13 protein-coding genes are annotated in these 12223 nt (G+C 66.3%); 3 read left to right on the top strand and 10 right to left on the bottom strand.

Going from position 1 to position 12223, the window contains the following annotated elements; all coding sequences use genetic code 11:
• Positions 1–66: 66 nt before the first annotated feature.
• A complete protein-coding gene (locus ACYVJ8_RS01050; RefSeq protein ID WP_460708924.1) occupies positions 67–465 on the top strand; it encodes a hypothetical protein in 399 nt (132 codons plus the stop codon).
• Positions 466–475: 10 nt separating this feature from the next.
• On the opposite strand, the gene ACYVJ8_RS01045 is transcribed toward ACYVJ8_RS01050, so the two are convergent.
• Together ACYVJ8_RS01045 and ACYVJ8_RS01040 are read right to left on the bottom strand one after the other, a co-directional pair.
• Positions 476–946, bottom strand: a complete 471-nt coding sequence (locus ACYVJ8_RS01045) for a hypothetical protein (protein WP_460708922.1) — start codon at positions 944–946, stop codon at positions 476–478.
• Between the two features lie 21 nt (positions 947–967).
• Entirely contained in the window at positions 968–1171 is a 204-nt protein-coding gene (locus tag ACYVJ8_RS01040) for a hypothetical protein (protein ID WP_460708920.1), read from the bottom strand.
• A 220-nt stretch (positions 1172–1391) separates the two neighbouring features.
• Here ACYVJ8_RS01040 and ACYVJ8_RS01035 point away from each other — a divergent pair, with 220 nt between their 5' ends.
• On the top strand, positions 1392–3659 hold the full coding sequence (locus tag ACYVJ8_RS01035) for a methyl-accepting chemotaxis protein (RefSeq protein WP_460708918.1): 2268 nt from the start codon (positions 1392–1394) through the stop codon (positions 3657–3659).
• Between the two features lie 78 nt (positions 3660–3737).
• Here ACYVJ8_RS01035 and ACYVJ8_RS01030 read toward each other — a convergent pair whose 3' ends face one another.
• From ACYVJ8_RS01030 to miaA, 7 genes are all read right to left on the bottom strand, one after another.
• Entirely contained in the window at positions 3738–5030 is a 1293-nt protein-coding gene (locus ACYVJ8_RS01030) for an adenylosuccinate synthase (protein WP_460708917.1), read from the bottom strand.
• 157 nt (positions 5031–5187) lie between these two features.
• Positions 5188–5379, bottom strand: coding sequence for a DUF2065 domain-containing protein (locus tag ACYVJ8_RS01025; protein ID WP_460708915.1), 192 nt, complete (start codon positions 5377–5379; stop codon positions 5188–5190).
• A gap of 20 nt (positions 5380–5399) precedes the next feature.
• A complete protein-coding gene (hflC, locus tag ACYVJ8_RS01020) occupies positions 5400–6263 on the bottom strand; it encodes a protease modulator HflC (RefSeq protein WP_460708913.1) in 864 nt (287 codons plus the stop codon).
• A complete protein-coding gene (gene hflK / locus ACYVJ8_RS01015) occupies positions 6260–7384 on the bottom strand; it encodes an FtsH protease activity modulator HflK (protein WP_460708911.1) in 1125 nt (374 codons plus the stop codon). The genes hflC and hflK overlap by 4 nt, the downstream gene beginning before the upstream one ends.
• 104 nt (positions 7385–7488) lie before the next feature.
• Positions 7489–8823 (bottom strand): ribosome rescue GTPase HflX, encoded by a 1335-nt coding sequence (gene hflX / locus ACYVJ8_RS01010; RefSeq protein ID WP_460708909.1) that lies wholly within the window; start codon positions 8821–8823, stop codon positions 7489–7491.
• 134 nt (positions 8824–8957) lie between these two features.
• Entirely contained in the window at positions 8958–9230 is a 273-nt protein-coding gene (hfq, locus tag ACYVJ8_RS01005) for an RNA chaperone Hfq (protein WP_460708907.1), read from the bottom strand.
• 196 nt (positions 9231–9426) lie between these two features.
• A complete protein-coding gene (miaA, locus tag ACYVJ8_RS01000; RefSeq protein WP_460710983.1) occupies positions 9427–10383 on the bottom strand; it encodes a tRNA (adenosine(37)-N6)-dimethylallyltransferase MiaA in 957 nt (318 codons plus the stop codon).
• Between the two features lie 110 nt (positions 10384–10493).
• Here miaA and ACYVJ8_RS00995 point away from each other — a divergent pair, with 110 nt between their 5' ends.
• Positions 10494–10913 carry a GFA family protein gene (locus ACYVJ8_RS00995; protein WP_460708905.1) on the top strand — a complete coding sequence of 140 codons (420 nt, stop codon included), beginning with the start codon at positions 10494–10496 and terminating at the stop codon, positions 10911–10913.
• A 347-nt stretch (positions 10914–11260) separates the two neighbouring features.
• Here the strand turns inward: ACYVJ8_RS00995 and folP are convergent, their stop codons facing one another.
• A complete protein-coding gene (gene folP / locus ACYVJ8_RS00990) occupies positions 11261–12160 on the bottom strand; it encodes a dihydropteroate synthase (RefSeq protein WP_460708903.1) in 900 nt (299 codons plus the stop codon).
• Between the last annotated feature and the right edge of the window lie 63 nt (positions 12161–12223).

The following is a 12223-nucleotide window of genomic DNA, read 5'->3' as shown; positions in this document are numbered from 1 at the left end:
GGCCAGAATCAGCACGGCCGTACTCCGCGCGTCACGGCATGATGGATCTTTTGACGGAGCGTCGGCATGACCGCACCCACTTCTCCGGCGGAATTCACCGTCGGCCAACTCTGGCGCTGCGCCGGCCGCAGCGGCGATGAAACACCTTTGGTGCTCATCAACCGCATCGACACGCATCCCCTCGGCACCGGCGAGATCTACCACGTCTCCATCAGCGGCGTACGCGTGAAGAACCTCGCCGCTCCGGGTGGCATCATCACATCGCTTCCGCACATCCCCGTGATTCGCCAGACGTTCGAACGAAGCCGTGCCGAGTTCGTTGGCGTACAAGCACCGAACCTGGACTACCTGACGGGCTATGCGCAATGGAAGCGCGAGTTCGACGCGGGCAAGGCGGGTTCGTTCGGCGTGAGTATTGCCGAGATGCTGGACTTTATCGAACGCTCGCTCGCCCCACGAGGATAGACACTCGGCTTTAATCCGCGGAGGTACGGTTGACTATTGCATCGCCGTGGAGCGGCTCGTCCTGAGCTGCGCTGGAACCAGACGACTCAGTTGCGACCGTACGTTTTGGCGCCGCGCTCATATTCAACCGCGCCACCCAGCTGGGCTGTTCTTCTTGGTCTTCGCCCAGCCTGAGCGATCGCCTGATGGCCGCGGCATCGAAATCGGGCAGACGATCCTGCAAACACACCAGGAGCCTGGTGTTTGTCTGCGCCAGCAAGGGCCGCAGCTCGTTGTTTACGTAGGTCGCATGCCCTTGCCAGTCCTTTCGCTTGGCTTTTAGCGCATCAATGATGCGTTCGTGGTCGTCGATCCTTCTCATCAGAAGATCCGCCACATGGATCAGCGCGCCTATTCGACTGTTGATTGTGGCCTCATCCCTTTGCAGCTTGAGTTGCCAAAGAGCCACAGCCAGTGCGATCACTGCAATGAGAAGTTCCATTGGGAGTCCGTCGTGTGGATATCAGCTGCTTGGCTTGGGCTGTTCCGACGCCCACACCCAATTGACGACGCATCGGGAGATCAGCACGGCCACGGCCATGACGGGAACCAGCACCGACGCCCACTGTCCGTTCGGCGCGACATCCTCGAGCAGGATCATCAGGAGCAACGCCAGGGGCACGGCCAACGTCCATTGCACGAACTGTTTGATGATTGATGGAATCACTGCTGCTATGCCTTCGAAGAATCGACCTTACGAGATGGGCCAAGGCTAGAAGCCCAATAGCGCGCAACAGCGCCTGATTTGCGAACGCCCTGTTCGCAGAAGGCGAACGCCAAGCAACGCAGGACAGCACCGCAATCGGTCAGCGATATTGACGCTGCTTCCACTGCACTGCAGCCGTGGGGATGCCGTTACCAATGGCAATCCTTACCGAGTGTTGTCCATGCGTCAGAACCTGCCCGTCACCGGCCGCGAGATCGATATTCCCGATGGCGATGAAATCGTCTCCCGCACCGACCTCAAGGGAAAGATCGTCTACGTCAACCCGACATTCGTGCGCATCAGCGGCTTTTCCGAGGCCGAGCTTCTCGGCCAGCCGCATAACATCGTTCGACACCCGGACATGCCGGAGGCTGCTTTTGCCGACCTTTGGGCGACGCTGAAAGCGGGCCGGCCGTGGATGGGCATGGTCAAGAATCGGTGCAAGAACGGGGACCACTACTGGGTCGAGGCCCACGCGATCCCCGTGTACGAGAATGGCGAGCGCGTGGGCTATATGTCGGTGCGCAAGAAGCCCATGCGCGAGCAGGTCCGCGCAGCCGAGGCCGCCTACGCACAGTTCCGCGCCGGCACGTCACGCAAGGAAGTCCGCCAGGGACGGGTGTGCGATCCCGAATCGATATTCAAGCGCCTGAACCCGCTGTGGAAGCTGTCGCTGCGCGCGCGCCTGCTCCTGTGCGCCGCGGGCATAGGCGCCTACGGACTAACTTTGATGTCGCTGTACCGCACCCATGCGCCGGCCTGGACCGTCATAGCCACGATCGCGGTGGCAACGCTTATCGCCGGCTACGGCGCCTGGTGGCTTGCCTGGGACATCGTCAATCGCCTGGAAGACGCCGGCCGGCATTTCCGGCTGTTGGCGAGCGGACGCTACGATGGCGCGATCCCGATTGACCGCGACGACGAAATCGGCGCGATGTTGCTCGGCATCAAGTCCGTGCAGGTACGGCTCGGATTCGAGATCCAGGACCAGCTGCGCATCGCGGCCGAGGCCGCGCGCGTACGCAGCGCGCTCGACGCGGCCGACGTCAACATGATGATCACCGATGCCGACCTCACCATCGTTTATGCCAACCCGGCGATGCGGCGCATGCTCGAGGTGGCGGAAGCCGATCTCAAGACGGCGCTGCCGAACTTCTCGGCTGCTGCGGTCGTCGGCAGCTCGATCGACATCTTCCATGCCAAGCCCGAGCGGCAACGCGCCATGCTCGCGGCGCTCGAGCAGCCGCATCGCGCGACGATCACGCCGGGCGGTCGCAAGTTCGAGCTTCTGGTCACGCCAGTGCGCGACGAGGCCGGGCGGCGCGTCGGTGTCGTGACCGAATGGCGTGATCTGACGCTCGCGATGAACGCATTGGCGCGCGACGTCCACGACGTGGTCCAGGCGGCGGGGCGGGGCGACTTCAGCCGCCGGATCCAGGTCGACGGCCAGGAAGGATTCCTGACGGTGCTGGGCGGCGGCGTCAACGACCTGCTCGCGACGACGGAATCGAGCCTGGGCGTCATCGGCGAGGCGCTCGCAGCGCTGGCGCGGGGCGATCTGCGTCCGCGCATCACCGCGCAGATGCACGGTCTGTTCGACGAAATCAAGCAGCGTACCAACGCGACGTTCGATCAGCTGGGTGCGATCGTACACACGATCCGCGAGGCGAGCGGCGACATCCACTCCGCATCGCGCGAGATTGCCGAAGGCAATGCCGACCTGTCGGCGCGTACAGAACAACAGGCGTCCGCGCTCGAAGAAACCGCAAGCTCGATGGAAGAGTTGACCGCGACCGTCCAGCAAAGTGCGGGCAATGCCGACAAGGCGAAGGCGCTGGCCGCATCCGCCTCCGAACGCGCATGCGAAGGCGGTGAAATCGTCGAGCGCGTCGTGTCGACCATGACCGAGATCCACGAGGCCTCGCGCAAGGTCGCCGAGACCGTGCAGGTAATCGACGCTATCGCGTTCCAGACCAACATTCTGGCGCTCAACGCCGCAGTCGAAGCCGCCCGCGCCGGCGAACAGGGCCGTGGTTTTGCGGTGGTCGCCGCGGAAGTACGCGCGCTTGCGCAACGCTCGGCGACATCGGCCAAGGAGATCCGCAATCTCATCGAACATTCCAACGACGCTGTCGATCGGGGCCGGATGCTGGTCGATCGCACGGGCACGGCCATCGGCGAGGTGGTGTCCGGCATCCGCAGCGTTTCGAATCTCGTGGCCGAAATAGCCGCGGCGTCGGCCGAGCAGTCGGCGGGAATCGGCCAGGTCAACCAGGCCGTCATCCACATGGACGAGGGCACCCAGCAGAACGCCGCCCTCGTCGAGCAGGCCGCGGCCTCCGCGCAGTCGCTCGAGCATCAGGCACGCCAGCTTGTCGGGGCCGTCTCGACCTTCCAGCTCGATTCGGGGGCGGCGCCATCACGGCCACAGTTGGTGGCGGTGTCGTGAGCGCGTCGAGTGCGTTCCTGGATAAGAAAAAACCCCGCGAATGCGGGGCTTTTTCGATCTTGCCTGGCAGGCCGAGGCTTACGCCCACGGATCCCGCAACACGATATTCGCATCGCGATCCGGACCGGTCGACACGATCGCCAGCTGGCAGCCGGAGAGTTCTTCCAACGCGCGCAAGTACGCGCGCGCAGCCGGCGGCAGCTTGTCCCACTCGGTGATGCCGGCGGTGGATTCTTCCCAACCCGGGAACTCGAGGTAGACCGGCGTGCACTCTTCCCAGCCGGCCGCATCGAGCGGCGCGTATTCGCTGCGTTTGCCGTGATATTCGTACGCGATGCAGACCTTGAGGGTCTTCATGCCGTCGAGGATGTCCAGCTTGGTGATGCAAAGGCCGGTGATGCCGTTGATCGCCACCGCGCGCTTGAGCGCGACGATGTCCATCCAGCCGCAGCGACGCGGACGGCCGGTGGTGGCGCCGTACTCCTGGCCGCGGTCGCGGATGCCCTGGCCGATCTCGTCGTTGAGTTCGGTCGGGAACGGGCCGCCGCCCACACGCGTGGCGTAGGCCTTGGCGATGCCGAGCACGTAGTCGATCGCATCGGCGCCGACGCCGGTGCCGGCATAGGCGCCGCCGACGGTGGTGTTGGACGAGGTGACGTACGGATAGGTGCCGTGGTCGATGTCGAGCAGCGAGCCCTGCGCGCCTTCGAACAGCACGCGCTTGCCCTGCTTGCGCAGGTCGTGAAGGATGCCGGCGACGTCGGACTTCATCGGTTCGACGTATTCGCCGAAGGCGAGCGCGTCATCGAGCGTCTTCTGGAAATCGACCGCTTCCACGCCCAGATACTTGGTCAGCACGAAGTTGTGGTAGTCCATCGTCGCGCGCAGCTTGTCGGCCAGTTCCTGCGGATAGCGCAGGTCGGCGACGCGGATGCCGCGACGGGCGACCTTGTCTTCGTACGCCGGGCCGATGCCGCGGCCGGTGGTGCCGATGGCGCCCTTGCCGGCAGCCTTCTCGCGCGCCTGATCCAGGGCGATGTGGTACGGCATGATCAGCGGCGTGGCCGGGCTGATCTTGAGGCGCGAACGCACCTCGACGCCGTTGCCTTCGAGCTCGGTGATTTCCTTCTGCAGCGCGCCGGGGTGCAGCACCACGCCGTTGCCGATCAAGCACAGCGCGTCGTCGCGCAGGATGCCGGACGGAATCAGATGCAGCACGGTCTTCTTGCCGCCGATGACCAGGGTATGGCCGGCGTTGTGGCCGCCCTGGAAGCGCACGACCGCGCCGATGTCCTGCGTCAGCAGGTCGACGATCTTGCCCTTGCCTTCATCGCCCCACTGGGCACCCAACACCACGACTGACTGACCCATTGGTCCGGACTCCTGGATTCGATACGGAAAAAGCCGGAGGGGCAGGGCCCCGTCCGGCTTTTGTGCATTATCCGGGTTTTGGGCGGACGGGGCTACCCTGCCCCGTGCTTTGGACCGGAAACGGCCCGATTTCGCACGCCGGCCCGCGCCAGCGGGCCTAGAAGTGCCTGACCAGGAACAGCGAGATCAGGCCGATGGCGATGAAGAGCCCGCCCAGCAGCCGGAGCCCCGCGTCCGAGAGCTGGTGCAGCAGCTCCACCGCCTGCCGCCAGCGGCGCGGCGCGACGAACAGGAACAGCCCCTCCAGCACGGCGACCAGGCATACGGCGGACAGCAGCTCGACGCCCATGGCGAACGCTCCCGGTAAAATCAGCGATCCGCCTTCATGTATTGCAGGAAGGGATCGTTGCGGTCGAGCACGATCACGCTCTGGCCGTCGCCGAAGGACGCCTGGTACGCCTCCAGGCTGCGCTGGAACGCATAGAAGGACGGATCCTTGTTCGCCGCCAGCGCGTACAGGCGCGTGGCTTCGGCATCGCCTTCGCCGCGCAGCTTTTGCGCGTCGCGCTCGGCTTCGGCGAGGATGACGGTCTGGTCGCGGTCGGCCTGTGCGCGGATCGCCCGTGCTTGTTCGACGCCCTCGGCGCGCAACTGGCTGGCGACCTGCTTGCGCTGCGAGCGCATCTGGTCGTAGACCGAGCTGACCACGTTGCTGTCCTGCGGCAGGTCGATGCGCTTGATGCGGATGTCGAGGACCTTCACGCCGAGCGTTTGCGCGCCAACGTTGATCGTCTTCAGCTGCTTGCCGACCACGGCGGTGCGATCGCCCGACACGACTTCCTGCAGCGTGCGCGAGTTGATCTCGTTGCGCAGCGAGTCACGGATGATCGGCGCCAGACGCTGTTCGGCGATCTCTTCACTGCCGCCGGTGGCGCGGAAGAAGGCGCGCATGTTTTCGATCCGGCCCAGGGCGAAGAAATCGACGCTGACGTCCTGCTTGTCTTCGGTGAGGTAACGCTCGGATTCGGCCGGGATCACCAGCAGGCGGCGATCGAAGACGCGCGCGCTCTCGATCAGCGGCACCTTGAAGTGCAGGCCGGGCCCGATATCGGTGCGGACGATGGTGCCGAGGCGGAAGACCATCGCACTATGTCCTTCGCGCACCACGAACACCGAGCCCAGCAGCGCCAGCAGGGCGCTGACGGCGATGGCGACCCACAGGGAAACTCTCATCGACGATCCTCCTCACGGCTCGGACGCGTCGCGCGCGCCGGCCGGCCGGTCTCATTGGGTTCGGCAGTAACGCTGGGCGACAGCACTTCCGGCGTCAGCAGCGGCGCATTGGCGGAACTCTGCGAGGAACGCCTGTCCTCCATCGGCACGTAGATCAGCTGACGCGAGTCGCCGCCGACGATCTTGCGGTTCTTGGCCAGCACGTCCTGCACTGTTTCCAGCCACAGGCGCTTGCGCGTGACCTCCGGTGCGGACTTGTACTGGTCGACCAGCAGCGAGAAGCGCGTGGCGTCGCCCTGCGCGCGCGCGATGATCGCGGTCTTGTAGCCCTCGGCGACGGTGCGCGTGCGTGCCGCGTCGCCGCGCGCTTCCGGAACGATCTTCTTGGCGTAGGCCTGGGCGTCGTTGATCAGGGTGTTCTTCTCGGCGCGGGCACGCTGGACTTCGTCGAAGGCGTCCTTGACGTCGTCCGGCGGACGCGCGTTGGGCAGGTTCAACTCGGTCAGCACCAGACCGGTGCGGTAGGCCTGCAGCGCCTTCTGCAGGTGATCCTTCACCTCCACCGTCAGCACGGCGCGGGCATTGAGCACGGTGTCCAGATCGGAACGGCCGACCTGCTCGCGCACGGCGCTCTGCGCGGCTTCCTTCAGCGTCTCGTCGGCGTCGCGGGTGCCGAACATGAAGAGATAGGGATCGCCGATGCGGTACTGGACGTTGATTTCCACGTTCACCAGATTGCCGTCGCGGGTGAACACGGGCACGTTGTCGCTGTAGGCATTGCTCTGCGTGGCGTTGACCTTCTCCACCGTCTCGATCGGCCACGGCGCCTTGAAGTGCGGGCCCGATTCCATGATGCGAGCGAAGCGGCCGAAGCGCAGGACGACACCGCGTTCCTGTTCGGTGACCAGGACGAAGGTGCTGAAGACCAGCCACAGCCCGAACACGACGGCGATCCAGCGCCAAATCGAACTGCCGCCTCCACCGAACAGGTCGCGCGCGGTATCGGCGAGCGTGTCGAGGATGCCGCCGCTCTTGCGCGGGCGATGCGGCCGGCGGCCGTCGGGATTGTTGCCGCTATTGCCGCTACCGGGACCGCTACTACCGGGTGTGTTCCAGGCCATGCCTGCTCCAAGGGGGACTGCACCAACGGGTGGTGCGCGCCCGGTCGGGCGCGCGTCGATTCTAGGTTAGGGCCGCAGAGGCCTCAAACAAGGCACAGGCCGGGTCAGCGTTGCCAGTCCGCCGCTTCCTCCAACGCGCCCGCGGACTCCAGCAACGGCCGCAAGGCTTCGCCATGCGCCTGCGCGAACAGCTTGAGTGCATCGGCGATGGCCAGATCGACCTGGAGCCGCCAACCCTCCGCATCGTGCGACTCCTCGCGGATGGCGCCAATCGCATGCAGGCGCGCGTGCAGACGCGCGGCCTGCGACGGCAGACGCAGTTCGCCGGCGACGTGGCGCAGTTCGAGTACCTCTGCCAGCGCCTTGCGCAAAACATCCAGGCCCAGGCCGAGCTGGGCGGATACCCATACGCGGTGGCGGCCTTCGGCGGGCCGGTCGTGGCGCGGCTCGGGCGCGGCGTTGTCTTCGCGTTCGAGCCGGTCGATCTTGTTGAAGACCAGCAGCTGCGGCAGTTCGCCCGCACCGATCTCCGCGAGCACTTCGTCGACCTGGGCAATGCGCTCCTCGCGCAACGGATCGGCCGCGTCGACAACGTGCAGCAGCAGGTCTGCCTCGCGCGCTTCGGACAAGGTCGAACGGAACGCGGCGACGAGTTCGTGCGGCAGATCGCGCACGAAACCCACAGTATCGGCCAGCACCGCACCGCCGCCGGGCAGCGCGATGCGGCGCACGGTGGGATCCAGCGTGGCGAACAGTTGGTCCGCGGCGTAGGCAGCCGCGCCGGTCAGTGCGTTGAAGAGTGTGGACTTGCCGGCGTTGGTGTAGCCGACCAGCGCGATCCGCGGCAGTTCGCTGCGCATGCGCGCGCGGCGCATCTGCGTGCGCTGCACTTCGACCTTGTCGAGGCGGCGCTGCAGTTGCTCGAGGCGTTTCTGCAGCAGGCGCCGGTCGGTTTCCAGCTGGGTTTCACCCGGGCCACGCAGGCCGATCGAACCGCCGCGCTGGCGCTCCAGGTGGGTCCAGCCGCGGACCAGGCGTGTGGCCATGTGCTTGAGCTGGGCCAGCTCGACCTGCAGCTTGCCTTCGGCGCTTTGTGCACGCTGCGAGAAGATGTCCAGGATCAGGCCGGTGCGATCTACGACGCGCCGCTGCAGGATCTTCTCCAGGTTGCGTTCCTGGCCCGGCGAGAGCCCATAGTTCACGAGGATCAGATCGGCGCCGCTGGCGTCGGCGGCCGCCTTCATCTCCTCGAGCTTGCCGCTACCCACCAGCGTGGCCGGGTTGGGGCGATCGATGCGTGCGGTCAGCAAAGCCGCGACGGAAGCGCCGGCCGAGCGGGCCAGGTCCGCGAACTCTTCCATCAGCCCTTCGTCCGGCGGACCGCCGGCATGGGGCTGGATCAGCAATGCATGCTCGCCCTTACGGGAACGTTCGAACATTCGGCCTGTGCGCTCCTTCCCCGGGATCGGGGGAAGGAGGAATGGGGACGGCGTGGCCGCGCTTCAAGCAAGCCGAGCCCGGGACCCGCTCATCCTGAGCCTGTCGAAGGACCTGGAGCCCGTCGAAGGACGGCTTATTCGCCGTCTTCGCCTTCTTCCCCACCTTCACCGGACTGCACTTGCCCGCCGCCCGGCCCCACGCGCACGTTGCGCGCCGGCACTACGGTCGAGATCGCGTGCTTGTAGACCATCTGGCTGACCGTGTTGCGCAGCAGCACCACAAACTGGTCGAACGATTCGATCGTGCCCTGCAGCTTGATGCCGTTGACCAGGTAGACCGAAACCGGCACGCGTTCGCGCCGCAAAGCATTCAGGAACGGGTCCTGCAAGGATTGCCCCTTCGACATCGTTTTCCCCACGTTCTTTCTAGTTATAGGTGGCGAAAGGTGCGGTGCGGCACGGGTGACTGCAGCGCGTCCAATCGCATCGCCGGGGCTGTCCCCGCACCGACGACGACCGGATGGTAACCCAGCCGGGCAGGAAGCGAGCGGGATGCGGGCCGCGTTTGCATGAACCGGCCGCCCGTGGCGCCGCACCGGGTCATCAAGCCGGCAGGAACAGGCGCAACGCCTCCTCCAGCGCCCCGGCCTCGTGCTGCGGGTCGAACCAGCGCGCATCGAGCTCGCCCCGCAGCCAGGTCAGCTGGCGCTTGGCCAGCTGCCGGGTGGCGAAGATGCCGCGGTCGCGGAATTCGGCGGCGGCGTAGCGGCCGTCGAGGTGTTCCCAGGCCTGCCGGTAGCCCACGGCGCGCAGGGCCGGCAGGTCCAGCGGTCGCGGATGCGCCTGCAGTTCCGGCAAGGCGCGCAGGCGTCCCACTTCTTCCAGAAAGCCGCCGCGGAGCATGGCGTCGAAGCGCTGCTCGATGCGCCCATGCAGCACGGCGCGATCGCGCGGCGCGAGCACCAGCTTGAGCACGCGGTACGGCAATCGCGGCGTGCCGGCGGCGGCGCGACGCCAGTCGCTGATGGTGCGCCCGGACAGGCGAAAGACCTCCAGCGCGCGCTGGATGCGCTGCGCGTCGGTGGCGTGGATGCGCGCGGCGGCTTCGGGATCGATGCGTTGGAGTTCGGCGTGCAGCGCGGCCCAGCCGCGCTCGTTCGCCTCGGCTTCGATTTGCGCACGCGTGCCGGCATCGGCTTCCGGCATGTCGGACAGACCGTGCAGCAAGGCATGAAAGTAAAGACCGGTGCCCCCAGCGAGGATGGGCAGGCGCCCGCGTCCGGCGATGTCGTCCAGTGCACGGCGTGCATCGTTAGCGAACTCCGCCGCGGAATACGTCTGCCACGGATCGCGCAGGTCGAGCAGGTGATGCGGGACCGCGGCCTGCTCCACCTGCGTCGGCTTGGCCGCGCCGATGTCGAGGCCGCGGTACACCAGCGCCGAATCGACGCTGACGATTTCTCCGCCCAGACGCTGCGCCCAGTCGAGCGCGAGCGCCGTCTTGCCCGACGCGGTCGGGCCCATCAGGGCGATGGCAAGGGGGCGGGTATCCAAGTTCATGCGGTGCGGCAGGAAGTCCGCGAATTCGAAGTCGCGCAAGCTTAGCGTGCGCGCCGCGGAGTTCGGCTAGCCTAGGCGCGGCTAAGGCAAGCCGGCGAGGAGGACCCTTCGTGACCACGTACCCGCACACCGGCGGCTGCCACTGCGGCGCCCTGCGCTGGACGCTCGTCTCGCCGCAGACGCTGGCTTCGTTCACGCCGCGCGCTTGCGATTGCGATTTCTGTACACGGCACCGCGCGGCGTGGGTATCGGATTCGCAAGGGACCTTGCGCATAGAAGGTGCGGACCAGGCCCGCCGCTATCGGCAGGGCTCGGGCCAGGCGGACTTTCTGTTCTGCGGCCAGTGCGGCGTACTGGTCGCAGTCGTCTGCGCCGATGAAGCGGGAGCGTTGCGCGGCGCGGTGAACCGCAACAGTTTCGACCAGCGCCATCTGCTCGGCGCCGAAGTCGTCGCATCGCCGCAGCAGTTGGCGGCGGACGCGAAGCTGGCGCGCTGGTCGCAGCTGTGGACACCGGCGGTACTGGCCTGACGCGCGGTCCGCGTAGTTGCCCACAGCCGTTGTGGACAGCTTTCGCGGACAACCTGTGGACAACGTGCTGGACGCCTTGCGGGACAAGCGTGTCAAGCGGTTTGGCGAAAAAATGACCAGCCTTTCTTGCAAATAAAATTGGCGAAAATTTCGCCAACCCTATTGACACCCTTGTCGCTGCTGGGCCGCAGCGATTTGTCCACAGGATGTCCGCGAAAGCTGTCCACAGCCCTTGTGCACAACTTACTGCGACAGCTCGCTGCGCTCGCTCCCCTCACCCGCCCTTCCCTCAGCGGCCTATCGGCCACTTCGACCCTCTCCCCGCAAGCGGGGAGAGGGAAAGCAGGTCAGTCGTCGTCCGGCCAGCGGATGGTGGGCGCGGAGGGCTTGGCGCGGATCGAAGGCTGTGCGGCCACGGCACTCCAGACCTTGAGCGCATCCACGGTGGCGGCCACGTCGTGCACGCGCACCAGCTTGGCGCCGCGCTGCGCCGCGATCACATGGGCGGCGACCGAGCCGAAGACGCGCTGGTGCGGATCGTCGCGGCCGGTGAGCTCGCCAATCGTCTTCTTGCGCGACAGTCCGGCCAGCACCGGCACGCCCAACTCGGCAAAGCGCTCCAGCTGCGCGAGCAGGAGCAGGTTGTGCTCGCGGTTCTTGCCGAAGCCGAAGCCCGGATCGACCACGAGTTTTTTCTTCGGGATGCCCGCCATCTCCGCGGCGAAGATGCGCTCGGCGAGGAAGCGGTGCACCTCGGCGACGACATCGTCGTACTGCGCGGCGGCCTGCATCGAACGCGGCTCGCCCTGCATGTGCATGAGCACGACCGGAACGCCCGTGGCCGCGGCGGCTTCCAGCGCGCCTTCGCGTCGCAGCGCATAGACGTCGTTGATGAGGCCCGCGCCCGCGGCGACCGCGGCGCGCATGACCTCGGGCTTGGAGGTATCGATGCTGATCGGCAGCGCGGTTTCCTTCGCCAGCCGTTCGATCACCGGGATCACCCGGCGCAGCTCTTCCTCCAGGCTGACTTCATCGGCGCCGGGACGGGTCGATTCGCCGCCGACGTCGAGAATGTCGGCGCCCTCCTCCGCCAGCCTCAGGCCGTGCGCTACGGCCGCTTCGGTGCTGGCGTGCTCGCCGCCGTCGGAAAACGAGTCGGGCGTGACATTGACGATGCCCATGACGCGCACGCGATCGAGGACGAGCGCACGGCCATTGCAGTCCAGGGTTGGGGACAGATCGAACATCTCAGCTCTAAAGAAAAAGGCCAGAGCGGACTCTGGCCTTTTCGGATCGAAGCGGCAACCGAC

The organism is Lysobacter terrae (assembly GCF_054782215.1).
Note: the sequence above shows the minus strand (reverse complement) of the source record. Positions and strands in the feature narration are given on the sequence as shown.